This is a genomic window from Bradyrhizobium liaoningense (genome assembly GCF_018130955.1).
In the GTDB taxonomy this organism is placed as follows: Bacteria; Pseudomonadota; Alphaproteobacteria; order Rhizobiales; family Xanthobacteraceae; genus Bradyrhizobium; species Bradyrhizobium liaoningense_C.
Window position 1 is genome coordinate 37,681 of sequence record NZ_JAFCJM010000003.1, and the last position, 25,661, is coordinate 63,341.

Consider the following 25,661-nt stretch of genomic DNA (forward strand, 5'->3'; position numbering starts at 1 on the left):
GCATCGCGGCCTCGCCCTCGTTGACACGCGTTCATTGAGCGCCGATCAGCGCGCCGCTGTCCGAGCTGCGCTTGCACGCAGCTCCGTTATTGGCCGCCCACGCGCGAACGTGGCGGCCCGCGGCGCGGCCTTAAGGCCGGCGCCGCTGCGGCCCTCGGGAAGAGGATAGGGTTCGCGCCCGAAACGATCGCGCTCGTCCGCGATCTGCCGCACTCTTGTTCTCGAAGGAGGCGCTGATGCGGACGACGAGGACATCGCCGAGACGCTCGCCGATCTCCATCATGCGACGTTCCTTGGCGGTGCGGTCCTTCCGGTTCTCCCGTGGAGCATGGTGGCTTGCCTATGACGGCGCGGAGCCCGTGGCATTCGCCGGCGTCGTGCCGGCGACGCGCGCTCGCAACGCCGGTTATTTTTGTCGGGTTGGCGTGCTTAGAAGCCATCGGGGCAGGGCGTTGCAGTTGAGGCTGATGCGGGCAATCGAGTCGCATGGACGTCGGACCGGTTGGCGCAGCATCATCTCCGACACCACCGCCAATGTTGCGTCAGCGAATAATTTCATCAAGGCCGGCTATGAGCTGTATGCGCCCGAAGCGCCATGGGCCTGGCCAAACTCGCTGTACTGGCGAAAATGCTTGCTGGGAAAATAGCCCTTCTTCCGCCGGGCGGAATGGCTGGTGGGTGACTAAGCTTCCAGCGTCTTGGGACTCCCTAAGTGCCCAGCAGCCTGACGGCTGTCGGGTTCTTTTTTGCGTGAAGTGACTCCGCTCTTGATGGCTGGTCTGCCACGGGCGAGGTGGCTCGGGCCGGACGCGGCCCTTGCGGATCGGCTAAGGCCGCGTTTAAAAGTTCGCAGATGCAAGAAAATCGGCGGAGAGAAGCCGATGCCAGGGAGTGCCCGCCTATGCCAGTCATCCCGCAATTGCCGGAGCGCCAGCCCGGCGCCAGGAAGCAGGGCACGGCTCTCGACGGGCTGCTGGTCGTCGATTTCACGCGCGTGGTGGCCGGACCGGCGTGCACGCAAACGCTCGGCGACTTCGGCGCCGAGATCATCAAGATCGAGAACCCCGACGGCGGCGACGATACTCGTGCTTATGAGCATGCCGAGATCGGAGGCGAAAGTGCGGCCTATCTCAGCTTGAATCGCAACAAGCGCGGCATGGTGCTGGATCTCGCCGTCCCGGAGGCGCGCGACGTGGCGCGAGAGCTGATCCAGAAGGCGGACGTGGTGGTCGAGAATTTTTCGAGCGGCGTCATGAAGAAGTTCGGGCTCGACTACGAGTCGGTCGCACCGAGCAATCCGCGACTGGTCTATTGCTCGATCTCGGCCTATGGCCGGAGCGGGCCGTTTGCCTCCCGTCCCGGCTTCGATCCGATTACCCAGGCCGAAAGCGGCTTCATGTCGTTGAACGGGTTTCCCGATGGTCCACCGGTGCGGACCGGGCCGCCCATCGTCGATATGGCGACCGGCATGTCGGCCTGCAACGCGATCCTGCTTGCGCTGCTCGCACGCGACCGGATCGGTCGAGGACAGCACGTCGAAGTCGCACTGTTCGACGTTGCCATGGGTATGACCGGCTTCTATGGCATGGCCTATCTGATCAACGGTCAAAATCCCGGCCGATTCGGCAATTCGCCGAGTGGGTCTCCCACCGTCGGCGTCTACGAAGCATCCGACGGGCCGCTCTACATGGCCTGTGCCAATGACCGGCTTTACCGCCGCCTCGTGGTGGAAGTTTTGAACCGGCCCGACCTCATCACCGATCCTCAATTTGCGACCCGAAAGGCGCGGTCCGAGAACAAGGAGAAGCTGCGCGCCGCGATTGCCGAAGTCTTTGCCGGCGATCGTCTCGAAAATTGGATGGCGAAGATGAAGCTTGCCAACATTCCTGTCGGCTATCTCCGTACCGTGGAAGAAGGCTTTGGCGCACCGGAGGCCACCGAGCGAGGGCGGCTGAACCGCATTCCGCACCCAACGGCGGGGTGGGTCCCGAACATCGAACCGCCCGTTACGATGGGCCAGACGCCAGCGATCGACCCCATCGCGGCACCGCTGTTGGGTGAGCACACCAAGGATGTGTTGAAGCAGGCGCTGGGGTATGATGACAGTAGGATCGCGGAGCTTGCCGGGAAGGGCGTCTTCGGCAAGCAGGCCGACTAGGGCCGAAGGAACGGGCGTCGGCGCCCACACAGAGTGCACCAAAGCGAGGCGATGAGCATACAACTCTACGGGTTCTGGCGTTCGCTTGCATCCTTCCGCGTGCGCGTTGCCTTGAAGCTCAAGGGACTGTCGTTCGAGGAGACCTCGGTCGACATCCTCTCCGGGGAGCAGTTCAAGCCGGACTACGACGCTGTGAATACCGAACGCGTCGTTCCGACCCTGATCCATGATGGCCGCCGGATTTTTCAGTCGCTGGCGATCCTCGAGTATCTCGACGACATCAAGCCGGAGCCGCGGTTGCTGCCGTCTGACCCTGCCGATCGCGCCTATGTGCGGGCGCTGGCCCTGATGACGGTTGCCGACTCCCATCCGCTGGTCACGCCACGCGTTCGCAACCACCTCTCAGCCCAGTTCGGGGCCGACAACGCAGCGATCGAAAAATGGGCCACGCATTGGGCCACGGAAGGACTGGCGACTTACGAGCGTCTCCTGGCCAAGCGTCAGTCCACCCCCTTTGTTCTGGGGGCGGAGCCGGGGATCGCGGATATCTGCATTGCGGGGCAGGTCGTCGGAGCGCATTTCCTCAAGCTGGATCTCACCCCTTTCCCGACCGTTGCACGGCTCGCTGAGCACTGCTTTTCGCTCCCGGCCTTCGCGACGTCGCATCCTTTCGAACAGCCGGGATACCGGGCGCGGTAAGGTCTGCTTCGCTTGATTTGCTGGGGTTCCAGTCGCATAACACTGGGGATGCGAGGAAGTCAGATGACGGCTGGCGGTCAAAAACCAGGGACGAGTCAGGGATCGGGTGACCGGGCCTACGCGGCGATGGTCGCCGGGAGTAGGGCGCTCGTACCGCAACTGCGGGAGCGTGCAGCGCGGACCGAAGAGCTCCGGCGCCTGCCACCTGAAACCGAGCGCGACCTACACGAATCCGGCCTGTTCAGAATTCTCCAACCCAAGCGGTTCGGAGGCTCGGAGTTCGACTACGTTGCGTTGATCGACTGCGCAGATCTCCTCGGGCAGGCCGACGCCTCGGTGGCCTGGAATTTTGCCAATCTGGCGAGCCATCACTGGATGCTCGGCATGTTCGGGCAGAAGGCGCAGGAGCTGGTATGGGGCAAGGATCCCAACACCCTGATCGCATCATCCTTCATCTTCCCGGCCGGTCGCGCCAGGAAGGTGGAGGGCGGCTATCGGCTGCACGGAAGCTGGCCGTTCTCGTCGGGGGTTGCATCCTGCGAATGGAACATGCTGGCCAGCGTCGTCGCCTCGGAGGACGATGCCGATGGGATCGAGTATCGCATCTTCCTGCTTCCCAAGAACGACTACAAGATCCTGGACACTTGGAACGTCGCCGGCCTGCGCGGGACCGGCTCAGGCGATGTCGAGGTCAGGGACGCCTTCGTCGCCGACCACATGACTGTGTCCGTGGGCGATCTTGCCGGCGGTCCAACACCCGGAAGCGCGGCGAATCCCAATCCGCTTTATGCGCTGCCGGTGTTCTCCCTGTTTCCCTTCGTGCTCTCCGGCGTGGCGCTGGGCAATGCGCAAGCGTGCCTCGACGACTATGTCGAGGTCGTGCGGCATCGCATCTCGACCTACAACCGCGCCAAGCTCAGCGACTTCCAGAGCACGCAGATCAAGATTGCCGAGGCCTCCGCAAAGATCGACGCCGCGCGGCTGATCATGCGCTCGGCCTGCATCGAGGCCATGGATGACGCGCGCCGTGGTCATATTCCGAGCATGGCGACCAAGACCAAGTATCGGCGCGATGGGGCGTTTTCGGTCAATCTCTGCACCGAGGCGGTCTCGATGTTGTTTTCGGCGAGCGGCGCGCGTGGTTTGTTCACGACGGGAGTGCTGCAGCGACAGTTCCGCGACGCTCACGCGATCAACTCGCATCTCGCGTTCAGCTTCGATGCCGCGGGAACGAATTATGGCCGGGTGGCGCTTGACTTGCCATCCGAGAATTTGACGCTGTGAGACCGGCCGATGAATGAACCCAAGCAGCCGGCTGCTCCTGACCCTGCCAACGAATTTGCGAGTGACTCTTCGTCGATCGATCCCCGCGATTTCCGCAATGCCCTCGGCTCTTTTGCAACCGGGGTAACGATCATCACGGCTGCGGCTCCGGACGGAAAGGCTTTTGGCCTGACGTGCAATTCCTTTGCCTCGGTGTCTCTCAATCCACCGCTCGTTCTCTGGAGTCTCGGGGTCTATTCGTCGACGCTCACCGTGTTTCAGAATGCGAGCCACTTCGTCGTAAACATACTAGGCGCGTCCCAACAGGCGCTTGCCAACACGTTCGCGAAATCATCCGACGACAAGTTTGCCGGTGTCGATTGGAAGCCGGGCCTCGGCAACGCACCGATCCTTGTAGATTGCGTGGCCAATTTTCAGTGCCGGTCCGTCAACCGGTACTATGGCGGCGATCACGTGATCTTTCTTGGCGCCGTCGAGGCCTATTCCTACAACCGGCAGGAGCCGCTGCTTTTCGCGCGTGGCAGCTATGGGCGCTTCATGCCCGACAAATCGTCTGACGCTAAGTAGCTGCGACGAGTTCAACGAGTCTCGGTCGAGAGCTTGTAGAGCTCGAGTGCGTCAGCATCCGCGCCGCGGGCAGCCTTCGCCAATCTGAAAAGTTGTCCGGCGAGCGACGCCATCGGCACCGGAGTCGATGTCGCCCGTGCGACGTCGGCAACCGTATCGAGATCCTTGAGCATCGTTGCAATGTGACCAAGCGGCGGCGAGTGAATGCCCTGCACCATGCGCGGGACGAAGAGCTGCAGGGGAATGGAATCGGCAAAACCGCCGGCGAGCGCTTCCGGCAGACGATTTGCATCGATGCCGGCGTTCACGGCGAGCCGAGTCGCTTCGGCCAACACGGCCATCGCGCAACCCACGATCACCTGGTTGCAGAGTTTTGTGGTCTGACCGGCGCCGGTCGGGCCCATATGTGTGAGCCGGCGCGCCATGGCGAGGACGTAGGGCCTCACCCGTTCGACGTCGGCCGCATTTCCCCCCGCCATCACCGCGAGCGTACCGTCCTCGGCACCCTTGGTCCCGCCCGAGACCGGTGCATCGATCCATCCCATCCCATTTGCGGCCTTCAGTCGCGCAGCAATGTCGCGCGCTGCGTCAGGGTGGATCGAGGAGAAGTCGACCACGAGCTTTCCGGGCTCGGTTTCCGCCGTGAGTCCATCCGCACCGAAAACGACTTCTTCTACGGCCGCAGCATCCGTCACACACATGAAGATGATCGTCGCACATGCTGCGACATCGCGCGGCGCCGCGGCGCCCTTCGCGCCAGCCTCGACCAATACGGCCGTCTTTGCAGGAGAACGGTTCCAGACCGTCACGTCATGCCCGGCCCTCAGCAGCCGCCGGCTCATGGGTGCGCCCATCAACCCAAGGCCGAGATAGCCGAGCTTCTCGGCCGGATGCGGGTGAGCTCCGGCGGATTCAGCCATAGGTCGTCTCCTTCTGTCGCCGCGCGATGCCAAGCGCATGGTCGCCTTAGCACAAAGTCGGGCCTGATCGAGAATTTTGGGACGTTTTGCCCGTCTTGCCTCGTTGTTTGAACCATGAAACATTTGACCCAGGTCGGGTTGGGTGGCGCCGGTTGGCGCCGAGGCAGTGGAGCGGCATGATGCGGACGGTTTCGAAGTGGATCCTGGCATTCGGGGCATTGACGGCGGCCATCGCGAGCACGAGCCCATCACAGGCACAGCAGACAATCCGAGTCGGCTGGACCATTCCGGCTGAGGAGTCCAAATACTGGATGATGAAGAGGCCGGCCGAGTTTCCCGATCTCGGCAAGACCTACAACATCGAATGGACCCAGTTTCAGGGCACAGCCCCGATGACGCAGGCGCTTGCCGCAGGCGCGCTGGACTGCGCGACGCAAGCACCGCTGTCATTGTCCAATGGCGTGGTCGGCGGCAATCTCAAGGCCTATATTGTGGCCCAGCACGTGTTCGAGAAGCCCGGCGGCTTCTCCGTCTATTGGGCCGTGATGGAGGACTCGCCGATCAAGACGATCGCCGATCTCAAAGGCAAGACCGTTGGCATCTCCGTGATCGGCGGCGGCACACAGGGACCGTTCAACATGCTGCTCAAGCAGAACGGCATCGATCCGGCAAAGGACATCAAGCTCGTTGAAGTCGGTTTTGCCGTGTCCGAGGACGCGCTGCGGCAGGGCCGGGTCGATGCGGTCAACATGAACCAGCCCTTTGCGGCGCGCGCCGAGGCCAAGGGAGGCACCCGCAAGCTGTTCTCGTTGTCGCAAGCCATGCCGAACATCGTGCATATCCTTGAAGCCTGCCGCGCAGACTTCGTCGACAAGAACCCCGAGCTGGTGAAAGCCTATGTGCGCGACATCACTTCGGGCATGAAGAAGGCGCTGGCCAACCGTGAAGAGACGCTGAAGGTGGTCTCGGAAGTGCTGAAGGCGCCCGTTCCGGTGCTCGAGACATATCTGCTCAAGGACAACGACTTCGGCCGCGATCCGGGTGCCGCTCCGAATTTCCCTGCGATCCAGAAGATGCTCGACATCTACGCGGAGACGGGGATGCTGCCGAAGCTCGATGTTGCGCAATTCAAACATCCGACCATCGTTGCGCCGATACAATAAGCCGACGCCAGGGCCGGCTGGATCAAGAAGCTGCGGCGCCCCGACTTGCGGGCGTCGGACCAAGATGATGCACGCATGAAAAAGTTGCGATCACGGGTGACGACCGACGGCCTCGACCGGGCACCTCACCGCGCGTTCATGCGCGCAATGGGGCTCGACGATGAAGCCATCGCCAAACCGATGGTCGGCGTCGTCAGCATGAAGGGCGAGCAGACGCCCTGCAACATGACGCATGACTTTCAGGTGGATGCCGCCAAGGCCGGGATCGAGGAGGCCGGCGGGACGCCACGTGAATTCGCGACCATCTCTGTTTCCGACGGCATCAGCATGAATCACGAGGGGATGAAATTCTCCCTGTTTTCGCGCGAGTTGATCGCCGACTCCATCGAGGCCGTGGTCCATGGTCTCGCCTATGACGCGCTGATCGGGTTCGGCGGCTGCGACAAGACGCTGCCCGGCGTAATGATGGGGATGATCCGCTGCAATGTGCCGTCGATCTTCATCTATGGCGGCAGTGCGCTGCCCGGTCGCCTCGACGGTCGAACGCTGACCGTGCTCGACTCCTATGAAGCCGTCGGTGGCTTCATGACCGGCGAGATCGACGGTGCGACACTCGAACGCATCGAACGAAGCTGCCTGCCGACCATCGGTGCATGTGCCGGCCAGTTCACGGCGAACACGATGGGAATGGTTTCGGAGGCAATGGGGCTGACCATTCCCAACGTATCCATGATCCCCGGTGTCTATGCCGAACGCGCGCAGGCTTCACGCCGGGCGGGGCGGCTGGTCATGGAGATGCTCGAACGCGGCGGCCCGCTGCCGCGCGACATCGTGACGCGCAAGGCGCTTGAAAATGGCGCGGCGATCGTGGCTGCGACGGGTGGTTCAACCAATGCGGCGCTGCACTTGCCTGCGATGGCCAACGAGGCCGGCATTTCCTTCACCATCGACGATGTCGGCGAGGTCTTTGCGCGGACGCCCCTGATCGGAAATTTGCGGCCCGGCGGCAAATACACCGCCAAGGACGTCTACGATATCGGCGGTGCTGCGGTCGTCATCCGCGAATTGATTCAGAGCGGGCATGTCGACGGAAGCTGCCTGGCGGTCACCGGCCGAACATTGGCAGAAGAATACGGCAGCGCGAATGCGCCGGATGGTGAGATCATCTACTCCACGCACAAGCCGATCATGTCGGACGGCGGCGTCGCCGTGCTCAAAGGCAGCCTCTGCCCTGATGGAGCCGTGATCAAGGTCGCGGGTCTCAAGAGGCTGTCCTTCGAGGGGCCGGCGCGCGTGTTTGAAGACGAAGAGGCTTGCGTCGAGGCTGTCCGAAACCGGAGCTATCAAGCCGGCGAAGTCCTCATCATCCGCAATGAAGGACCGGTCGGCGGTCCCGGCATGCGCGAGATGCTCGGCGTGACGGCGCTCATCTATGGCCAGGGTATGGGCGAGAAGGTCGCGCTGATCACGGACGGACGCTTCTCGGGAGCAACGCGCGGCATGTGCATAGGCTACGTATCGCCGGAGGCTTTCGTTGGCGGCCCGCTCGCGCTCGTGCGCGATGGCGACAGGATCCGGATTGACGCCGGCAACCGGCGGCTTGATTTACTGGTCGACGAAGATCAACTTGCCGCGCGACGACGCGACTGGAAGCCACGTCCGCCACGACACCGCGCCGGGGCGCTTGCAAAGTACGCGCGACTCGTTGGCCAAGCGCCGGGCGGGGCTGTGACGCATGAAGGCCCGGCAGAGTGGCCGTGGTTCGGCTGAACGGTCGTGCGGGCAACGACGCGCGTCTGGCAGGTTTCTTGCTAAGCTCGCACTGTTAGTTGCGTGGATTCAGGGAACGGCACGGAATGTTGGCGGATGAGTCGGGAGAGAGAATGAAGGTCGTGCCTTCAAGGTCGAGCGAAACTCCTGACGCCGTGCCGACGCGCAAGCCGTCGTCAGCGATGATCGAGATCGACCATGTCTCGCAGGTATTTCAAACGTCGGCGCGCAAGGATCACCTGGCGCTCTCGGACATCTCGCTCACGATCGAGGATGGCGCCTTCGTATCCATCCTCGGGCCGTCCGGTTGCGGCAAATCGACTCTCCTCTATATCGTCGGCGGTTTTGTCAGCCCAACCAGTGGCTCGGCACGAATGAAGGGCAAGTCGATCGCCGGTCCGGGCCCCGATCGCGGTCCTGTCTTCCAGGAGTTCGCGCTGTTTCCGTGGAAGAGCGTGCTCGGCAACGTGATGTATGGACCGCGCCAGCAGGGCGTGCGCGCCGCAGACGCCGAAGCGCAGAGCCGGGCCTTGATCGAGATGGTCGGCCTTAAAGGATACGAAAACTTCTACCCGAAGGAACTATCAGGCGGCATGAAGCAGCGCGTCGCGCTGGCGCGGACACTCGCCTACCATCCGGAAGTCCTGTTGATGGACGAGCCCTTCGGTGCGCTCGATGCCCATACCCGGACGCGCCTGCAAAACGATCTCCTCAACATCTGGGAACGTGACCGGAAGACCGTGCTCTTTGTGACCCACTCGGTGGAGGAAGCCGTCTTTCTTTCGGACAAGGTCGTGATGATGTCCCGGTCGCCGGGTCGCATTCGTCAGGTCATCGATATCGATCTGCCGCGGCCGCGGCGGCGCACCGAGCTGCTGCTCGACCCGCGCTATCAGAAATATGTCGTCGGCATCGAGCGCATGTTCGATGACGGCGATGAAGCGGGACCGGGCGCATGATGTCGTCATCGGCCCTGCTCAAGCGTGTCGCGCCGGTGCTGGCCTGCATCGGCCTGCTCGCGGTGTGGCAGGTCGCTTCGCTCGCGCTGAAGAATGACAGCTTTCCGACCGCGATCGAGGCTATCAGGGCCGTCCCTTCGATCCTGGGTGACAAGGACGCCCTGATCAACATTTTGGCGTCGCTCCGCCGCATGGCGATCGGCTTTGCGCTCGCCATCGCCGTCTCAATTCCCCTTGGTTTGATGATGGGACGCAGCCGGGCGGTGGCAGCCTTCTTCAATCCGCTGCTGATGGTTATCTATCCGGTGCCGAAGGCCGCACTGATGCCGATCATCATGCTGTGGCTCGGCGTCGGCGACGTCTCGAAGACGCTCGTCATCTTTCTCGGCGTCAGCCTGCCGGTGATCTATCACAGTTTTGAGGGCGCCAAGGCGGTCGAGGAGAAGATGCTCTGGTCCGGCGCGGCAATGGGGCTCTCGGCGGCCCAGCGCCTTGTCCGGATCGTGCTGCCGGCGGCCTTGCCGGAGATCCTGACCGGCTGCCGTACAGGTCTGGTGCTGGCACTGATCACGATGGTCACCAGCGAGATGATCGCGCGACAATCGGGTGCGGGGAACATCCTCTTCAATGCGCTGGATATGGGCCAGTACGATACCGTCTTCGCCATGATCATCGTCGTGGGAGCGATGGGCATCTGCCTCGACGCGGCGTTCGAGCGGATCCGCGCGCGGCTGGTGCGCTGGTCCGAACCCCAGTTCGACATGCCCGTGAGCTTCTCATGAAGACGAGCGCAATCACTGGAGACATCCTGCTTGGCCTGGTGCCGATCGCGCTCGTGATTGCGCTATGGCAGGGCCTCGTATCGTTCGGGGTCGCGCCGGTGGTCTTGCTGCCCCCGCCGGGCCTTGTGTTTATCCGTCTGCTGCAGCAACTCACCACCACCACATTTCACCACGAAATCGCCGCGACGCTGATCCGGCTGTTCGGCGGGTTCTTGATCGCGGTCGTGCTGGGCGTAAGCATAGGCATCGCTGCGGCCGCCAACCCGGCATTCAATGCCGTTGTGCGGCCGATCGTGCGGGTGCTCGCACCGCTTCCGAAGGTTGCGCTCTATCCTGCACTGCTGCTTCTGGTCGGCTTCGGCCACGAATCGAAGATTTTGCTGGTCACCGCCGACGCGCTGTTTCCAATTCTTCTGTCGACATATTACGGCGCGTCAACGGTCGAGCAAAAACTAATCTGGTCGGCAATGGCGGCGGGAACGCCGCGGCGCGAGATCCTGTTCAAGGTCGTCTTGCCCGCTGCGATGCCGTCGATCCTGACCGGCTGCCGGATCGGGCTTGTCATCTCCTGCATCGTGGTGTTCCTGGCCGAGATGATCACGTCGACCGACGGTCTCGGTCACATGCTCGTCACGGCGGCGCGCACTTTTCAAGCGGTTGACATGTTCGTGCCGCTGATCACGATCTCGTTGCTGGGACTGATCCTGAACGGCCTGCTGCAAGCCGTGCGCTCCTACCTGTTGCGCGGCTTCCCGGAAGCGTAAGCTGACTAGGTAAGAGACCAAGAAGCGGGAGTGAACCATGCTGGCGGATCGCATTGAAGCGAAATGGATCGACGCCTTCTGCGAGATCTTTGAAAGGTGTGCCGTCAAGGCCGGCGATACCGCGGCGATCCTGTCCGAAACCCAGTCGCGCGCGCTGAACGTTCACATCGCAGAGCTCGCCCTGTTGCGCATGGGCGCGCGTCCCTTTCACGTGGTTCTGCCGACCCCGCGCAACCGGCACATCGTGCCGGTTCGGTCCACCGGCGCGAGCGAAGCGATCCAGGGATTGGGACCGGTCGTGACGGCGCTTCAGCAAGCGGGTTTCGTCGTCGACTGCACCATCGAGGGCCTGATGCACGCCAAGGAGACGCCGGAGATTCTCAAGGCAGGCGCCCGCATACAGGTGATCTCCAACGAGCATCCCGAAGCGCTCGAGCGCATGTTGCCGGATCCGGCGCTGGAGAAGCGGGTTCGCGCGGCTGCCAAGATGTTGAGGGGAACCAAGCGGATGCGCGTGACATCGAAGGCGGGCACGGCGCTCGACGTCGATATGGTCGGCGCATCGACGGTCGGCGTGTGGGGATGGACCGACAAGCCGGGAACGCTGGCCCACTGGCCGGGCGGGATCGTCGTGAGCTTCCCCAAGAGCGGAACCATCAACGGCACGCTGGTGATGGCACCCGGCGACATCAACCTGACGTTCAAGCGCTACCTGTCTTCACCGGTGAAGATGACACTCAAGAACGACTACGTCGTGGAGCTGGAGGGCGAGGGCACCGATGCCGCGATGATGCGCGCCTATCTCGCCGCCTGGGGCGATCGCGAGGCCTATGCGGTGTCGCATGTCGGCTTCGGCATGAATCCGGGGGCGCGCTACGAGGCGTTGTCGATGTATGACCAGCGTGACACCAACGGCACCGAGCTCCGCGCCGTGTCCGGCAACTTCCTGTTCTCCACCGGGGCCAATGAGTTTGCCGGCCGCTACACCGCAGGTCATTTCGACCTTCCGATGATGGGTACGACCATCGAGCTGGATGGCGTCGCGGTTGTGCGTGAAGGCGTGCTTCAGGACGTGTTTGGCTAAAGTACGGGTGGCCGTGCCAGGCCAAAGTGCCTGAGCATGTCCACCATCGCCTTGAGGCGCTGTTCGCGATAGGCCTCGACGTCGAGACCGGAATAGTCGAGGAAGCCTGCGCCGGTGCGCAGGCCGATCCGGCCCTCATGCATGTTGCGTGCGATCACGTCCGGCGAACGGTAGCGATCGCTGCCGAGCGCGCCTTCGAGATAGCGGCTGGCATAGTACAGAATGTCACCGCCGCCCCAGTCGATGAATTCGAGCAGCCCCAGCACTGCGTAGCGGAAGCCGAATCCGTAGCGGATCGCCTTGTCGATCTCCTCAGCGCTCGCGACACCTTCCTCGACCATGCGCGCCGCCTCGTTCATGGCGAGCGCCTGGATGCGCGGTACGATGAAGCCGGGTGTGGCGGCGCACACCACGGGCACCTTGCCGATTCCCTCCAAGAGCCCCTTGACCCTCTCGACAGCCGCCGGATCGGTCGCGGCTCCCGGAGAAACCTCCACCAGCGGGATCAGATAGGCCGGGTTGAGCCAGTGCACGTTGAGGAAGCGTTCGCGATGCTCGATTGCGCCGGAGAGATCGTCCACCAGGATCGTCGATGTCGTGGACGCGATGATGGTGTCCCGGCTGACCTGCCTTGAGGCCGCGGCCAGCACCTCGCGCTTGAGATCGACGATCTCAGGAACCCCCTCGAAGACCAGGTCGGCGCGTGACAGGGCCGCGTCATGTTCGGCGGCGGGCACGACCGCGACGCGTGCCATCACGGTGCTAGCGTCGGCTTCCGTGAGCAATCCCAGACGTGCGAGCGTCGCCAGGGTCGTCCGCACCTCTCCCAGCGCGTCGGCCTCGAGCTTGGCAAAATCCTCCGCCGACCGGTTCTTGACGTCGATCATCGTCACGGGATGCCCGGCATAGGCGAACGCGACCGCGATGCCGCGGCCCATGCGGCCGGCGCCGAGACAGGCGATGAGTGGTCGTGTCGTCATCGCTCAAAATCCCTCACGCAGCACTGTCTGAAGCTCCGCCTTCTTCAGGTCACCCAGTCCTAGCGTTGCGAGCGTGCGGCCTCCGCGCAAAAAGTCCTCGCCGCAGATTGCGCCGCCGATGGCGAGAAACGCCCTTGCGAGCGGCGTTGAAACATCGGCCAGCTCGGCCACCGAGACCAGCAGCGACAGGCCGAGGCGCAGATCTTCCCGCATATAGCGATGCTCCCTGAGCACGAGCTGTTCGCGCCAGTCACCGGAATCGGTGAGACGGTCGTGCGAGCCGCGGCCGTACATCCAGATCTCGCCTTCCTTGGCGTAGTGATCGGCCAGCGGAAAATGCGGCGCGCCGTAGCCCAGCCGCTCGCGCACCGCGATGCGTTCCGCGTCGAGCGCGTCTGTGACCCTGCGGATCGCGGCCTGTGTCCCTTCCTTGTGGATGTCCCACCGCTCAAAATGCTCGATCGGTCCGGCGTTCATGACGATAAGGGGCGGATGGATGATGCAACCGGCGTTCATCAGTGCGCCGGAGAGCGCGTCTCCACACGGTTCAATGGCGTTCGGAAACGCGCGGCCGATTACCTCCAACGCGTGCGGCGCCGCGCTCAGCGGAAACACGCCGACCGGCAGTCGCTTGGCGCGGATCGTGATGGCGACTTCGAACGGTCCGTGCTTGCGGGTCAGCCAGGGCAGGGTGCCGGTCTCGGCAAAGCACGCTTTTGCGCGGTTGCCTGCATCGCGCATGGCCATCGCAAAGATCATCGAGCCAAAAGTCGCCGGCGGCAGGAACACGACCTGCCCATCCGCGAGGTGCGGCGCAAGCAGCCGCGCAATGTCGGGCTGCGCAAAAGCCGGGGCGGGGCAGAGGATCAGCTCGGCGCCCGCAACCGCCTCGGCCATATCGGTCGTAACCAACGCAAGCTTCACGTCGTGCTTGCCGGCGTGATCCTTCACGAGAATGCGCGAGCCGGCGGCACGATGAGCGGCAACCTGGTCCGCATCCCGTCGCCACAACCGAACCTCATGCCGGGCGAGCGCAAAGTCACCGGCGGCCGCGAACGAACCGTTGCCGCCACCAAGAACCGCAATCTTCAAGAGACCTCTCCTTGCGTGCGCGATTGTGCGTCGATCTGCTTCACCAGGAAATGCTGGACCTTGCCCAGCGCGGTGCGCGGCAGATCGGTGACGAAGACGATGTCGCGCGGGACCTTGAAGCGCGCGAGCTGCGCCTGAAGATGGTGCTTGAGTTCATCTGCCTCGATCCTGCACCCCTGTCGTCGGATGACATAGGCGATGGGAACCTCGTCCCAACGAGGATCGGCGCGGCCGATCACCGCGCATTCGCTGACATCGGGATGCTCCAGCAGGACGCGCTCGACCTCGGCCGGATAAATGTTCTCTCCGCCGGAGATGATCATGTTCTTCTTGCGGTCACGGACCCAGAAGTAGCCCTCGGCATCGCAAAGGCCGATGTCGCCGGTGCGATACCAGCCATCCCTGAGCGCTTCGCGGGTCGCGCTTTCATTCCCCCAATATTCGAAGAATACGTTTGGACCGCGGACGGCGATTTCGCCGGGCGTGTCCGTCGGCACCTCGACACCCGCATCGTCGATCACCTTGGCTTCGCAGCACAGGCCGGCAAGGCCGGTCGATTCCAGCCGCGACAGGTCCGCGCCGAACCGGGTGTAGATCGCTATCGGGCTGGTCTCCGTTGAACCATAGACCTGGAGCACGGGGACGCCGCGGTCGACGAACCGCTGGATCAGCGGCGGCGGCACGATCGTCGATCCCGTTGCGATGGCCTTCAACGACGAGAGGTCTGTGGTGGTCCAGGCTGGGTGATCGCTCATGGCCTGGATCGTCGCCGGCACGAGCACGGTCAGCGTCGGACGGTCGCGTTCGATGCAGGCCAAGGCCGCGTCGGGCGCAAAGCGGGCCAGGACCGTGACGGTGGCCCCGATCTGCAGCGCCGGCGTGGTCTGGATGTTGAGCCCGCCGACGTGGAAGAACGGCAGCACCGTCAGCACATGATCGCTAGATGTGAGGTCGTGCATGTGCTGGCTCATGACGCCATTCCAGAACAGCGCCTCCTGCCGCAGCACCGCGCCCTTGGGCCGGCCCGTCGTGCCTGACGTGTAGACGATCAGCAGCGGGCAGGAGAGATCGATATGCGGATTGCGGCCAGCGCCAGTCCCGCGCGCCAGAAGGGCGTCGAAGGCGAGACCATGCGGCGGCGCGAAGTCGAGGCCGACGACGGAAGTGCCCGGCAGGCTCCGCGCGAGCTCGGGGATTACGCCAGCAAAGGCCTGCTCGAGCACGAGCAGTTTGACGCTTGCATCGGACAGAATGAAGATCTGCTCGGCGACCGCGAGCCGCCAATTCAGCGGCACCAGCATGGCGCCGAGGCGCGCGCACGCATAGAGCAGCACCAGATAGTCCGGCCGGTTCAGGCTCAGGATCGCCACGCGATCGCCGCGGCCGACGCCGAGCTCGCTCTTCAGTGCAGCCGCGGTCTGCTCGATCCGGGCGGCAAGGGCCGCATAGCTCAGGCTCGCGCCTTCGAAGCGCAGGGCCGCCTTGTCTGGCGCAAACGCCGCGTTGCGATCGATCAGGCTGGAGAGGTCCACCGCTAGTCGTCCGTTTCGCCGGGCTCGTACAGCGCATCGCGGCCGATGCGGTCGAGGCAAAGCTCGGCCGTCCAGGGCAGCATCAGCGAACCGCAGCGGCTGTCGCGATAGATGCGCTCCAGGGGCAGCGATTTCAGCATGGCTTGTCCGCCGCAGGTGCGGATCGCGAGCGCGGCAAGCTCGTTCGCACCCTCCATGACGGAATATTGTGCCGCATAAGCGCGCAGCACCTGCTCCTTGCTGGGATTGGCGCGCGCTTCGGTGATGGCCTGGAACCAGATCGCCTTGATCTGCTCCAGCTTGACCTGCATCTGCGCAACCGCGATCTGCTTGGTCGGATACATCCGGCGCTTGACCGGCGGCGTGCCCGGCACCTCACCGCGCAAGTAACGTACGGTGAAATCATAGGCCGCCTGCGCGAGGCCCATATAGGTCGGCGACAGCGTCAGGAACATGTGCGGCCAGCGTAGCGCCGCCTGGAAGTAGACGCCGCGCGGCATCAGCGCCGCGTCCTCGGGCACGAACACGTCCTTGAACAGGAGCGTGCGCGACACCGTGCCCCGCATCCCCAGCGGATCCCAATCCCCCACCACAGATACACCGTCCGACTTGGCAGGAATAGCCAGGTAAAGGGTGTTGCGGCGCGAGGCCTTGGCGCCTTCCTCGACCTCCGTGCAGAGCACGCCGTAGTAGTCGGCGTGTCCGGAGAGCGATGCAAAAATCTTCTTGCCGTTGATGATCCAGCCGCCCTTGACCGGCTTTGCTTCCGTGCCGAAGGCAACGCCGCCGGCGGCCGCGGCGCCGCCTTCCGAAAAGGGCTGGGAATAGATCGCGCCGTCCTCGACGATGCGCTTGTAGTGGATCGCGCGCCGCGTCTCGTGCTCGGCGCGCATCGCGGTGTCCATGTCGAGATCGTCCGCAAGCGGGCCCGTCCACAAGGTCGAGCAGACGTGCATGTTCCAGGTCAGTGCGGTCGCGCCGCAATAGCGGCCGATCTCGGCCGCCGCCAGCGCGTAGGTCTGATAGCCGGCGCCGAGCCCGCCCTGCGCTTTGGGAATCGCGATGCCAAGCAGGCCGATGCGATGCAGATCGCGGTAGTTTTCAGTCGGAAACGTTGCGTCGCGATCGTAGGCCGCCGCGCGGGCGGCGAAAACGGTCTGGCCGATCTCGCGTGCGCGCGCGATGATCGCCGCCTGTTCGTCGCCGAGGCGGAACGCTGATGGATCGAAGATCGGCGCGTCCAGCGCAATCTTGTCGGGAGAATTCATGCTTTTGCTGACCTGCATCGTCATGGCGCATTCGTCGCCGTTGTGGGCGCAACGGAGTTGAGGAAGCCGCTCAAGGCCTCATTGAAGGCGTCGGGGCGCTCGAGATTGGCGAGATGGCCGACGCCCGCAAGCTCGACATAGCGGGCCGCGGGGACATAGCCCGCCATCTTTGCCATCATCGGGGCAGGCGCGTTATTATCCTTCGATCCGGACAGGAGGAGCGTCGGCACGGCGATGTCTTTGAGCGCGTTGCGCTGGTCGAATCCGATCAGCGCCAGCATCATCGCGCGATAGCTTGCCGCGGGAACACTGGCCATGCAATCGCGCGCGAGCGCCATGCCGTCGGCATCGGGATCATCGCCGACGAGCTCCTTGACCAGCGAGGGTGCGAGCGAGGCCATCGTCTCGCCGCGATCGAGCGGGCCAAGCCGCGCCGCGATGAAGGATTTTTGCCAGTCGCCGTCGGCCTTGCCGAAGGCCGGGCTGGTCTGCGCCAGCACCACGGCATGCGCGTCGGTCTTGTGTCGGGTCAGCCATTGCTGGACGATCATGCCGCCGATCGAATGTCCGACCAGGATTGGTTTTGCGGTTGTTGTCTGTTGCAGGAATTCCTGCAGCGCATCCGCCAGGGCAGCAATGCTGACATTGGCCAACGGCGCCGATCCGCCATAGCCCGGCATGTCCCACGCCGTGGCGCGGAAGTGGTTGCCGAAATATGCGAGTTGATGACGCCAGGCCCGGGCCGCCCCGCCGATCCCGTGCAGGAACAAGAGCGGTGGTGCCTTGGGGTCGCCTGCGGCTTCGAAGGCGAATGGTCCGGTCTTCATTGTCGTTGGCGTCGGATCCGGCACGCGGTGTCCTCTTGCTGGGAGGGTCGATGCTAACAGCCCTTTCGGGGATGAAAAGGGGATAATTTTATACTTAAAGCAATTTCCGGGCCTCTCTCTCGCACTTCCGCCGCGCGGGACACGACCGGCTTCGTTGCAATCATTTGAAGTTTAAAATATATCCGGAGAGGTCAATCCATCGGTCACCTCCAGGGAGGCCTGCGAATGTCTGGACTGCCGCATTCTGCGCATGCGCTGGTGACGGGCGGTGGCCGCGGCATCGGTCGCGCCATTGCTGCTGCTCTGGCCGGCTCAGGCGCCACCGTCACCGTGCTCGGACGCAATGCCGCCGTGCTCGACGAAGCCGTGAACGCCGGAGCCGCGCATTTTTCCGAAGTGGCCGACGTGTCGGATGAGGCCGCGCTCAAGGCTGCGATCGCAAAGGCAGCCGCGCGGCAACCGATCAATATTTTGATCGCGAATGCAGGCAGCGCGGAATCCGCGCCCTTTGCGAAGTCGGACGACGCATTGTTCGCGCGCATGATGGACGTGAACTTCATGGGCGTGGTGCATGCGATCCGCGCGGTGTTGCCCGAGATGAGAGACCGCCCACATGGCCGCATCGTCGCGATAGCCTCGACGGCCGGGCTCAAGGGCTATTGCTATGTGAGCGCCTACAGCGCCGCCAAACATGCCGTCATCGGCCTCGTGCGCTCGCTGGCATTGGAACTGGCGACGTCAGGCGTGACCGTGAACGCCGTCTGTCCCGGCTTCACTGATACCGACCTCATCGCCGGCAGCATCGAGAACATCATGAAGAAGACCGGGCGTAGCCGCGAGCAGGCGATCGCCGAACTCGCCAAGCACAATCCACAGGGGCGGCTGGTGTCGCCCGGCGAGGTGGCCGACGCGGTGCTCTGGCTGTGCGGCGAGGGCGCCGGTGCGATCACAGGACAGGCGATTGCGGTCGCCGGCGGCGAAATCTAGCGCGGCGGAAGGCGCCGCCTGCAAAACGAGCCAAGAACAGGGAGATCCCATGAGCAGACCCGCAAATCCGGTCACCGTGCCGCTGGCGGATTATTCGCCGAAACACTTCCTGCTGGCCGTCGTCGATCACGTCGCAACGGTGACGTTGAACCGGCCCGAGCGCAAGAATCCGCTTACCTTCGAGAGCTATCGCGAGTTGACCGACTTCTTCCGGGCCTGCGCGTTTGACGAAGAGGTGAAGGCGATCGTCGTCACCGGCGCGGGCGGCAATTTCTCGTCCGGCGGCGATGTGTTCGAGATTATCGGCCCACTTGTGAAGATGGACACCAAGGGGCTGACAGCGTTCACGCGGATGACCGGCGACCTCGTCAAGGCCATGCGCGCCTGTCCGCAGCCGATCGTTGCGGCGGTCGAGGGCATTTGCGCCGGCGCCGGCGCCATCGTCGCCATGGCGTCCGACATGCGCCTTGCGACCAGCGGCGCCAAGGTCGCGTTCCTGTTCAACAAGGTGGGTCTTGCCGGCTGTGACATGGGCGCCTGCGCCATCCTGCCGCGCATCATCGGCCAATCGCGCGCCTCCGAATTGCTCTACACCGGTCGCTTCATGACGGCGGAGGAGGGCGAGCGCTGGGGATTTTTCAGCCGCATCGTCACGCCGGAGCAGGTCTTGGCGCAGGCGCAACTGCTCGCCAAGCAGGTCGCGGAAGGTCCGAATTTCGCCAACACGATGACCAAGCGGATGCTGGCCATGGAATGGGCGATGTCGATCGAGGAGGCGATCGAGGCCGAGGCGGTGGCGCAGGCGCTGTGCATGACGACGGCCGATTTCGAGCGCGCGTTTGAGGCCTTCGCCAACAAGGTTAAGCCGGTCTTCCAGGGCAACTAGCCCTGATGCCTCGGTTCCGGGGCGAAGGTTAAGGCTAAGCCAAAGACCCCGGTTCGACGCAAGAACGGGGCGACAAACCGGCTTGCGGCGGGCTCGCCGCCCGTGCGACGTTACGGCCATTGCCTGGCATGTATTGAGTGGAGTTTGGGCGATGAAGGCGATTGTCGTTGGCGGCGGCATCGGAGGTCTCACCACGGCGTTGATGCTGCGGGCACGCGGCATCGGCTGCGAGATCTTCGAGCAGGCAGACACCATCCGCGAGCTTGGCGTCGGCATCAACACGCTGCCGCATGCCATGCGCGAGCTTGCCAGCCTCGGCCTGCTGCAAAAGCTCGACGACGTCGCGATCCGCACCGATCAGCTCTATTACCTCAACCGTCACGGCCAGGAAGTCTGGCGCGAAGCGCGCGGTATCGACGCCGGCCACGACGTGCCGCAATTCTCGATCCACCGCGGGCGGCTGCAGGGTGTCATCCACCGCGCCGTCGAAGAGCGCCTCGGGCCAGAGGTGATCCACACCGGCTGCCGGCTCGGCGCATTCACCCAGGATGAAGGCGGCGTCACCGCCTATTTCTTCGATCGCGCAGGCAGCCACGTCCACACCGCGCGCGGCGACATTTTGATCGGCGCCGACGGCATTCATTCGCGCGTGCGCGAGACGCTGTTTCCGAATGAAGGGCCGCCGTGCTGGAACGGCTTGATGCTGTGGCGCGGCGCGCGCGACTGGCCGGTGTTTTTGACCGGCAAGTCGATGATCGTGGCTGGTGGTCTCAATGCAAAGGTCGTGATCTATCCGATCGCGGAAGGATCAAGCCCGGCAAGCCGCCTCACCAACTGGGCGGTGCTGGTGAAGATCGGCGAGGGCAACGCGCCGCCGCCGCGCAAGGAAGACTGGTCGCGGCCGGGCCGGCGTGAGGAACTGATGCCGCATGTCGCGCGCTTCTCGGTGCCCTATGTCGATGTGAAGAGCCTGATCTCCGCGACACCCGAATTCTACGAATATCCGACCTGCGACCGCGATCCGCTGCCGTACTGGTCGAGCGGCCGCGTCACGCTGCTCGGCGATGCCGCGCATCCGATGTATCCGGTCGGCTCGAATGGTGCCTCGCAGGCGATCCTCGATGCGCGCTGTCTTGCGGACCTGCTCGCACGTGCCGAACATCCGCGCCAGGCGTTGATGGAATATGAGAAGAAGCGTCTGCCGATGACCGCCGAAATCGTCCGCTCCAACCGCCGCGGAGGTCCGGAGGGCGTGATCGACGCCGTCGAGCAGCTTGCGCCCGACGGTTTTGACAACATCGACAAGGTCTTGAGCTATTCCCAGCGCGAGGCGATCGTGAAGGGCTACGCGACCAAGGCTGGCTTTGCGGCTGTGCCGGGATTGGCCGCCGTGCGGGCCTGAGGCCGTTCCATGTCGTCATGGCCGGGCTTGTCCCGGCCATCCACGATCATTCCCACAGCACGAAGAACGTGGATGCCGGGGCATAGGCGAGTGGAAGCGACGCCGCTCTTCGAACGGCTATGCCCGGGCATGACGAGTTTGTGGTGGGGGCGTCGAGCTTAACCCGGTGGTGGCGGCAGGAAGTGGATGTTGAACTCCGCTGCCATCGCGACGACGTCCTCCGGCTTCTGCTCCTTCATGTTGTGGAGGCCCCAGAACAGCTCGAAGAGTTTTCGGCTCGGCGACACCCAGAACAGCACTTTTGCCGTCTGCTCCGACTTGTTGAAGATGCCGTGCGGCACGCCCATGCCGAGCCGGATCAGGTCGCCCGCGCTCGCCTGCGCCTCGGAATTGCCGAGCACGAAGTCGAGTTTGCCCTCCAGCATGTAGAGATATTCGTCCTGATCGGGATGGATGTGCGGCGGCACGAACGTGCCGGGCGGCAGCGTCGCGTGCCAGGAAAAACTGTTCTCGGCATAGCTCTTCGGCACGTAGGTCTGGCCGAGGATGTTCCAGGAAATGCCCTGGATGCCCTCGTTGGCCCGCGTGATGCCGGTGATCTCACTCTTCGTCATACTCATCCTCCCTGTCTCCCACGCCGTGCGGCTTAGAGCATGATCCGGAAAAGTGTGAAGCGGTTTTCCGAAAAGATCATGCTCGAACAAAAACCTAAAGCGCGATCATGATTCATCCAAAATCTCATCGCGCTTTAGTTCGCCGCCTTGCAGTCCTTGGCATAGCGGTCGCCGTAATTTTCAAACACCTTCTGCACGATCTCGGTCTGGAACTTGCCATCCGGGCGCTTCGCGACCTTGGTCAGGTAGAAGTCCTGGATCGGATAGCCGTTGGTGTTGAACTTGAAGGCGCCGCGCAACGAGGTGAAGTCGGCCTTCTTCAGGGCGGCCGCAACGGCATCCTTGTTCGAGAGGTCGCCCTTGACGGCCTTGACGGCGCCGTCGATCAGCATCGCGGCGTCATAGGCCTGGAACGCGTAGGTGCCGGGCACGATGTTGTAGGCCGCTTCATAGGCCGCGACGAACTTCTTGTTCTGCGGATTGTCGAGATTGGGCGCCCAGTTCGCGCCGCCGAACATGCCGACAGCCGCGTCCTGCTGTGCCGGCAAGGTCGATTCATCCACCGTGAAAGCCGAAAGCACCGGAATGGTGTCGGCGAGGCCGGCTTGCCGATATTGCTTGACGAGATTGACGCCGAGCCCGCCCGGCATGAACGTGAAGAGCGCATCGGGCTTCTGTGATGAAACCTTGGAAAGCTCCGGCTGGAAGTCCAGCGTGTTGAGCGGCATGTAGGACTCTTCGACGATCTCGCCCTTGTAGTCGAGCTTGAAGCCCGCCGCCGAATCCTTGCCGGCCTGATAGTTCGGCACCATCAGGTACATGCGCTTGTAGCCGCGATCCTGCGCCACCTTGCCGAGGACCTCGTGGACCTGGTCGTTCTGATAGGACGTCACGTAGAAGAACGGGCTGCAGTCCTTGCCGGCAAAAGTCGACGGACCCGCATTGGGGCTGACCAGGAACGTCTTGCTCTCGGTCACGGGACGGTGGATCGCCTGGAGGATGTTCGAGAAGATCGGCCCGACCACGAAATCGACCTTGTCGCGTTCGAGCAGGCCTTTCACCTTCGTCACGGCGGCGTCCGGCTTCAACTCGTCATCGACCACGATCAATTCGACATCGCGGCCCCCCATCTTGCTGCCGAGATCCTTCACGGCGAGGGTGAACCCGTCGCGCACCTGCTGGCCCAGCGCGGCCGCGGGGCCCGACAAGGTCACGACCACGCCAAGCTTGATCTTCTCCTGTGCGAGCGCGGGTAGCGCGCCCAGCACCAGAACCAATCCCGCGAACGTCAACTGCTTCTTCATGATCACTTCCCCGATACGCTGCTTCTCGCGTCGCAACCTCTAAACGATCCGAGCGGAGCTTATTCTGACGACAGTGTCTGCGGCAAGCAAAGCCGATCGTGTCGATAAGGCCCACGTCGGGTGCTGGGCGCGGATATGCAAGCCGCGCGCCAATTGCTTGAAGCCTAAAGAAATTCGGCGGAGGAGCGTCGCGCGGCAGGTTTGCCCTTGCGAACGGGACGAATTTATTTGAAGCTCAAAATGATGGACGAAGCGCCGCCGTCTGCCGTCCGTGCCGCGACCCAGTGACCGCACCAGATGCTCGATTCCGAGACCAAGGCCGTCGAACTCCCCGAGGACCACGCCGAAGAGCTTCGGCTCTGGTTGCGTCTCCTGACCTGCACCACGTTGATCGAAGGCGAGGTGCGCGGCCGGCTGCGTGAAAAGTTCGACGTCACCTTGCCCCGCTTCGATCTGATGGCGCAGCTCGACAAGGCGCCTGACGGCATGACGCTGTCAGACGTCTCCAAGCGCATGATGGTGTCGAACGGCAACGTCACGGGTCTCGTCGAGCGGCTCGTCGAGTCAGGACATCTCGATCGCCGCACGTCCGAGACTGACAGGCGGGTGCAGGTGATCCGCCTGACCAAGCTGGGACGTGCCGAGTTCCGCAAGATGGCGGCCGAGCACGAGACCTGGATTGCCGATGTCTTCGCCGATCTGACGCCCAAGGACGTGCGCGAACTGATGCGGCTTCTGGCCAAGACCAAGGCCTCGGCACAGAAATCCGCCGGCCGCCGCAAGGCGTGAGCGCCTGAGCGGACCCGTCCGCGACATCTCCATCTGCGACAAGAAAAAGCACGGGATGCCCAAAATCCGCTATTGCGTGAAATTGTTTTAAGCCTAAAATGATTTCCGAAAGTGCTGCCGGGTGCTCTCCCAACCGAAAGGAGCGTGCGATGGCCAACGCCGCCAAAGCTCATGATCCGGGCTCGCATCACAGCAGGGCCGGGACAGCTCATGTCGATCCATTTGCGCAAGCGCATCTGCCGCCGCGCGATCTCTGGCCGGAATTCATTTTCACGCGGCCGGAACTGCAATATCCGGCGCGCCTGAACTGCGTCAGCTATTTCCTCGACCGCTGGGTCGAGCAGGGTCATGGCGATGCGCCATGCGCCATCAGTCCTTCGGTCAGCTACAGCTATCGCGAGCTGCAACAGCTCGTAAACCGCATCGCAAACGTGCTGGTCGGCAAGCTCGGTCTCGTCACCGGCGGTCGCGTGCTGCTGCGATCGGCGAACAACCCGATGATGGTTGCGGCCTATCTCGCCATCATCAAGGCCGGCGGCATCGTCGTCGCGACCATGCCGCTGCTGCGCGCGAAGGAACTGTCCTATCCGATCCAGAAGGCCGAGATCACGCTGGCGCTTTGCGACGGCAAGCTTTCCGACGAGATGGAGAAGGCCAGATTCGCGGCTCCCGGCCTCAAGCATGTCGTCTATTGGGGCACGGGTGCTGCCGACTCGCTCGAAAGCCTCGTTGCGGATGCGAGCCCCGAATTCACGGCGGTCGATACCGCCTCCGACGACATCTGCCTGATCGCCTTTACGTCGGGCACGACAGGTGATCCCAAGGGCACCATGCATTTCCATCGCGACATGCTCGCGGTGTGCGACGGCTATGCGCGCAACATTCTGCGCGCGCGGCAGGACGATCGCTTCATCGGATCGGCGCCGCTCGCCTTCACCTTCGGCTTCGGTGGCGTGCTGTTTCCCATGCACATCGGCGCGTCCTTCGTGGTGCTGGAGAAGACGGCGCCGGACGAGTTTCTCGCCGCGATCGAAAAGTACAGGACGACCGTCTGCTTCACCGCGCCGACCGCCTATCGCGCGATCCTCGGCAAGCTCGCAGGCCGTGATATCTCATCGCTGCGCAAATGCGTCTCCGCCGGAGAGACCCTGCCCAAGCCGACATTCGACGCCTGGCTCAAGGCGACCGGCCTCAAGCTGATGGACGGCATCGGCTCGACCGAGTTGCTGCATATCTTCATCAGCGCGACCGAGGACGAGATTCGGCCCGGCGCCACCGGCAAGCCGGTGCCGGGCTATGAAGCCAAGATCGTCGATGATGCCGGCAACGATCTGCCGCCGGGCACGATGGGAAAGCTCGCCGTGCGCGGTCCGACCGGTTGCCGCTATCTCGCCGACGAACGGCAGCGCAAATACGTCCAGAACGGCTGGAACGTCACCGGCGACACCTACGTCATGGATAGCGACGGTTACTTCTGGTACCAGTCGCGCTCCGACGACATGATCGTATCCGCCGGCTACAACATCGCCGGCACCGACGTCGAGGCCGCGCTGATGACGCATCCGGCCGTCGCCGAATGCGGCGTCGTCGGCGCGCCGGACGAAGCGCGCGGGATGATCGTCAAGGCCTACGTCATTCCGGCGCCGGGCGTGACACCCGACGCGCAGCTCGTCAGCGAGCTGCAGGAGCACGTCAAGCGCGAGATCGCGCCTTACAAATATCCGCGCGCGATCGAATTCGTGACGCAGTTGCCGAAGACCGAGACGGGCAAGCTAAAACGCTTTGCCCTGCGTCAGATGGCGCAGGCAGCCGCGGGATAGAGATGGAGAA

At 63.5% G+C, this 25,661-nt stretch carries 24 protein-coding genes; 16 read left to right on the top strand and 8 right to left on the bottom strand.

The window, feature by feature from the left end; genetic code table 11:
• The first annotated feature begins 281 nt into the window (after positions 1 to 281).
• The 5 genes from JQ632_RS03235 to JQ632_RS03255 all read left to right on the top strand — a co-directional run bounded on the left by JQ632_RS03235 (position 282) and on the right by JQ632_RS03255 (position 4,708).
• Positions 282 to 647, top strand: a complete 366-nt coding sequence (locus tag JQ632_RS03235) for a GNAT family N-acetyltransferase (protein WP_312015562.1) — start codon at positions 282 to 284, stop codon at positions 645 to 647.
• Between the two features lie 254 nt (positions 648 to 901).
• Positions 902 to 2,158 carry a CaiB/BaiF CoA-transferase family protein gene (locus tag JQ632_RS03240; RefSeq protein ID WP_212400836.1) on the top strand — a complete coding sequence of 419 codons (1,257 nt, stop codon included), beginning with the start codon at positions 902 to 904 and terminating at the stop codon, positions 2,156 to 2,158.
• Between the two features lie 51 nt (positions 2,159 to 2,209).
• A complete protein-coding gene (maiA, locus tag JQ632_RS03245) occupies positions 2,210 to 2,857 on the top strand; it encodes a maleylacetoacetate isomerase (RefSeq protein ID WP_283817636.1) in 648 nt (215 codons plus the stop codon).
• Between the two features lie 63 nt (positions 2,858 to 2,920).
• Entirely contained in the window at positions 2,921 to 4,141 is a 1,221-nt protein-coding gene (locus JQ632_RS03250) for an acyl-CoA dehydrogenase family protein (protein ID WP_212400838.1), read from the top strand.
• Positions 4,142 to 4,150: 9 nt separating this feature from the next.
• Entirely contained in the window at positions 4,151 to 4,708 is a 558-nt protein-coding gene (locus JQ632_RS03255; protein WP_212400839.1) for a flavin reductase family protein, read from the top strand.
• 11 nt (positions 4,709 to 4,719) lie between these two features.
• Here the strand turns inward: JQ632_RS03255 and JQ632_RS03260 are convergent, their stop codons facing one another.
• Positions 4,720 to 5,628: an NAD(P)-dependent oxidoreductase gene (locus tag JQ632_RS03260; protein WP_212400840.1), complete on the bottom strand. Its 909-nt coding sequence runs from the start codon at positions 5,626 to 5,628 to the stop codon at positions 4,720 to 4,722.
• A 176-nt stretch (positions 5,629 to 5,804) separates the two neighbouring features.
• Here JQ632_RS03260 and JQ632_RS03265 point away from each other — a divergent pair, with 176 nt between their 5' ends.
• The 6 genes from JQ632_RS03265 (at position 5,805) to JQ632_RS03290 (ending at position 12,150) form a co-directional block, all read left to right on the top strand.
• On the top strand, positions 5,805 to 6,791 hold the full coding sequence (locus tag JQ632_RS03265; protein WP_212400841.1) for an ABC transporter substrate-binding protein: 987 nt from the start codon (positions 5,805 to 5,807) through the stop codon (positions 6,789 to 6,791).
• A gap of 75 nt (positions 6,792 to 6,866) precedes the next feature.
• Complete coding sequence (gene ilvD, locus JQ632_RS03270; protein ID WP_212400842.1) at positions 6,867 to 8,561, top strand: dihydroxy-acid dehydratase; 1,695 nt, start codon at positions 6,867 to 6,869, stop codon at positions 8,559 to 8,561.
• A 113-nt stretch (positions 8,562 to 8,674) separates the two neighbouring features.
• Entirely contained in the window at positions 8,675 to 9,520 is an 846-nt protein-coding gene (locus tag JQ632_RS03275) for an ABC transporter ATP-binding protein (protein WP_212400843.1), read from the top strand.
• Complete coding sequence (locus JQ632_RS03280) at positions 9,517 to 10,302, top strand: ABC transporter permease (RefSeq protein ID WP_212400844.1); 786 nt, start codon at positions 9,517 to 9,519, stop codon at positions 10,300 to 10,302. Before JQ632_RS03275 ends, JQ632_RS03280 begins: the two co-directional genes overlap by 4 nt.
• Positions 10,299 to 11,066: an ABC transporter permease gene (locus tag JQ632_RS03285; RefSeq protein WP_212400845.1), complete on the top strand. Its 768-nt coding sequence runs from the start codon at positions 10,299 to 10,301 to the stop codon at positions 11,064 to 11,066. The genes JQ632_RS03280 and JQ632_RS03285 overlap by 4 nt, the downstream gene beginning before the upstream one ends.
• Positions 11,067 to 11,103: 37 nt before the next feature.
• The gene (locus JQ632_RS03290) at positions 11,104 to 12,150 is read left to right on the top strand and encodes a peptidase M29 (RefSeq protein WP_212400846.1); all 1,047 of its coding nucleotides are present in this window, start codon (positions 11,104 to 11,106) and stop codon (positions 12,148 to 12,150) included.
• Here the strand turns inward: JQ632_RS03290 and JQ632_RS03295 are convergent.
• The 5 genes from JQ632_RS03295 to JQ632_RS03315 are packed head-to-tail and all read right to left on the bottom strand — an operon-like array spanning position 12,147 to position 17,849.
• The gene (locus JQ632_RS03295) at positions 12,147 to 13,130 is read right to left on the bottom strand and encodes a 3-hydroxybutyryl-CoA dehydrogenase (RefSeq protein ID WP_212400847.1); all 984 of its coding nucleotides are present in this window, start codon (positions 13,128 to 13,130) and stop codon (positions 12,147 to 12,149) included. The two genes, JQ632_RS03290 and JQ632_RS03295, sit on opposite strands and share 4 nt — an antisense overlap.
• A 3-nt stretch (positions 13,131 to 13,133) precedes the next feature.
• Complete coding sequence (locus tag JQ632_RS03300) at positions 13,134 to 14,222, bottom strand: NAD/NADP-dependent octopine/nopaline dehydrogenase family protein (protein WP_212400848.1); 1,089 nt, start codon at positions 14,220 to 14,222, stop codon at positions 13,134 to 13,136.
• Complete coding sequence (locus JQ632_RS03305) at positions 14,219 to 15,754, bottom strand: AMP-binding protein (RefSeq protein WP_212400849.1); 1,536 nt, start codon at positions 15,752 to 15,754, stop codon at positions 14,219 to 14,221. The genes JQ632_RS03300 and JQ632_RS03305 overlap by 4 nt, the downstream gene beginning before the upstream one ends.
• Before the next feature lie 2 nt (positions 15,755 to 15,756).
• A complete protein-coding gene (locus JQ632_RS03310; protein WP_212400850.1) occupies positions 15,757 to 17,046 on the bottom strand; it encodes an acyl-CoA dehydrogenase family protein in 1,290 nt (429 codons plus the stop codon).
• Complete coding sequence (locus JQ632_RS03315; RefSeq protein ID WP_212400851.1) at positions 17,043 to 17,849, bottom strand: alpha/beta fold hydrolase; 807 nt, start codon at positions 17,847 to 17,849, stop codon at positions 17,043 to 17,045. Before JQ632_RS03315 ends, JQ632_RS03310 begins: the two co-directional genes overlap by 4 nt.
• A 225-nt stretch (positions 17,850 to 18,074) precedes the next feature.
• Between JQ632_RS03315 and JQ632_RS03320 the strand changes: the two genes are divergently transcribed.
• The 3 genes from JQ632_RS03320 to JQ632_RS03330 all read left to right on the top strand — a co-directional run bounded on the left by JQ632_RS03320 (position 18,075) and on the right by JQ632_RS03330 (position 21,124).
• Positions 18,075 to 18,836, top strand: coding sequence for an SDR family NAD(P)-dependent oxidoreductase (locus tag JQ632_RS03320; RefSeq protein WP_212400852.1), 762 nt, complete (start codon positions 18,075 to 18,077; stop codon positions 18,834 to 18,836).
• Positions 18,837 to 18,885: 49 nt separating this feature from the next.
• Positions 18,886 to 19,722, top strand: a complete 837-nt coding sequence (locus JQ632_RS03325; protein ID WP_212400853.1) for an enoyl-CoA hydratase family protein — start codon at positions 18,886 to 18,888, stop codon at positions 19,720 to 19,722.
• A 151-nt stretch (positions 19,723 to 19,873) separates the two neighbouring features.
• Positions 19,874 to 21,124 carry a flavin-dependent oxidoreductase gene (locus tag JQ632_RS03330; RefSeq protein WP_212400854.1) on the top strand — a complete coding sequence of 417 codons (1,251 nt, stop codon included), beginning with the start codon at positions 19,874 to 19,876 and terminating at the stop codon, positions 21,122 to 21,124.
• A gap of 158 nt (positions 21,125 to 21,282) precedes the next feature.
• Here JQ632_RS03330 and JQ632_RS03335 read toward each other — a convergent pair whose 3' ends face one another.
• Together JQ632_RS03335 and JQ632_RS03340 are read right to left on the bottom strand one after the other, a co-directional pair.
• Positions 21,283 to 21,738 (bottom strand): cupin domain-containing protein, encoded by a 456-nt coding sequence (locus JQ632_RS03335; RefSeq protein ID WP_140975985.1) that lies wholly within the window; start codon positions 21,736 to 21,738, stop codon positions 21,283 to 21,285.
• A gap of 134 nt (positions 21,739 to 21,872) precedes the next feature.
• Complete coding sequence (locus JQ632_RS03340) at positions 21,873 to 23,042, bottom strand: ABC transporter substrate-binding protein (protein ID WP_212400855.1); 1,170 nt, start codon at positions 23,040 to 23,042, stop codon at positions 21,873 to 21,875.
• A 297-nt stretch (positions 23,043 to 23,339) separates the two neighbouring features.
• On the opposite strand from JQ632_RS03340, the gene JQ632_RS03345 reads away from it, so the two are divergent.
• A complete protein-coding gene (locus tag JQ632_RS03345) occupies positions 23,340 to 23,831 on the top strand; it encodes a MarR family winged helix-turn-helix transcriptional regulator (protein ID WP_212400856.1) in 492 nt (163 codons plus the stop codon).
• Between the two features lie 149 nt (positions 23,832 to 23,980).
• A complete protein-coding gene (locus tag JQ632_RS03350; protein WP_212400857.1) occupies positions 23,981 to 25,651 on the top strand; it encodes a benzoate-CoA ligase family protein in 1,671 nt (556 codons plus the stop codon).
• Positions 25,652 to 25,661: the final 10 nt, after the last annotated feature.

Excerpts from the sequence above, each read along its gene's own strand:
- JQ632_RS03275 (WP_212400843.1), top strand. The coding sequence starts at position 8,675 with ATGAAGGTCGTGCCTTCAAGGTCGAGCGAAACTCCTGACGCCGTGCCG.
- JQ632_RS03295 (WP_212400847.1), bottom strand. The coding sequence starts at position 13,130 with ATGACGACACGACCACTCATCGCCTGTCTCGGCGCCGGCCGCATGGGC.
- JQ632_RS03320 (WP_212400852.1), top strand. The coding sequence starts at position 18,075 with ATGTCTGGACTGCCGCATTCTGCGCATGCGCTGGTGACGGGCGGTGGC.
- JQ632_RS03260 (WP_212400840.1), bottom strand. The coding sequence starts at position 5,628 with ATGGCTGAATCCGCCGGAGCTCACCCGCATCCGGCCGAGAAGCTCGGC.
- JQ632_RS03290 (WP_212400846.1), top strand. The coding sequence starts at position 11,104 with ATGCTGGCGGATCGCATTGAAGCGAAATGGATCGACGCCTTCTGCGAG.
- JQ632_RS03325 (WP_212400853.1), top strand. The coding sequence starts at position 18,886 with ATGAGCAGACCCGCAAATCCGGTCACCGTGCCGCTGGCGGATTATTCG.
- JQ632_RS03280 (WP_212400844.1), top strand. The coding sequence starts at position 9,517 with ATGATGTCGTCATCGGCCCTGCTCAAGCGTGTCGCGCCGGTGCTGGCC.
- JQ632_RS03350 (WP_212400857.1), top strand. The coding sequence starts at position 23,981 with ATGGCCAACGCCGCCAAAGCTCATGATCCGGGCTCGCATCACAGCAGG.
- JQ632_RS03310 (WP_212400850.1), bottom strand. The coding sequence starts at position 17,046 with ATGACGATGCAGGTCAGCAAAAGCATGAATTCTCCCGACAAGATTGCG.
- JQ632_RS03235 (WP_312015562.1), top strand. The coding sequence starts at position 282 with ATGCGACGTTCCTTGGCGGTGCGGTCCTTCCGGTTCTCCCGTGGAGCA.
- ilvD (WP_212400842.1), top strand. The coding sequence starts at position 6,867 with ATGAAAAAGTTGCGATCACGGGTGACGACCGACGGCCTCGACCGGGCA.
- JQ632_RS03330 (WP_212400854.1), top strand. The coding sequence starts at position 19,874 with ATGAAGGCGATTGTCGTTGGCGGCGGCATCGGAGGTCTCACCACGGCG.
- JQ632_RS03250 (WP_212400838.1), top strand. The coding sequence starts at position 2,921 with ATGACGGCTGGCGGTCAAAAACCAGGGACGAGTCAGGGATCGGGTGAC.
- JQ632_RS03285 (WP_212400845.1), top strand. The coding sequence starts at position 10,299 with ATGAAGACGAGCGCAATCACTGGAGACATCCTGCTTGGCCTGGTGCCG.
- JQ632_RS03335 (WP_140975985.1), bottom strand. The coding sequence starts at position 21,738 with ATGACGAAGAGTGAGATCACCGGCATCACGCGGGCCAACGAGGGCATC.
- JQ632_RS03265 (WP_212400841.1), top strand. The coding sequence starts at position 5,805 with ATGATGCGGACGGTTTCGAAGTGGATCCTGGCATTCGGGGCATTGACG.
- maiA (WP_283817636.1), top strand. The coding sequence starts at position 2,210 with ATGAGCATACAACTCTACGGGTTCTGGCGTTCGCTTGCATCCTTCCGC.
- JQ632_RS03240 (WP_212400836.1), top strand. The coding sequence starts at position 902 with ATGCCAGTCATCCCGCAATTGCCGGAGCGCCAGCCCGGCGCCAGGAAG.
- JQ632_RS03345 (WP_212400856.1), top strand. The coding sequence starts at position 23,340 with ATGCTCGATTCCGAGACCAAGGCCGTCGAACTCCCCGAGGACCACGCC.
- JQ632_RS03340 (WP_212400855.1), bottom strand. The coding sequence starts at position 23,042 with ATGAAGAAGCAGTTGACGTTCGCGGGATTGGTTCTGGTGCTGGGCGCG.
- JQ632_RS03255 (WP_212400839.1), top strand. The coding sequence starts at position 4,151 with ATGAATGAACCCAAGCAGCCGGCTGCTCCTGACCCTGCCAACGAATTT.
- JQ632_RS03315 (WP_212400851.1), bottom strand. The coding sequence starts at position 17,849 with ATGAAGACCGGACCATTCGCCTTCGAAGCCGCAGGCGACCCCAAGGCA.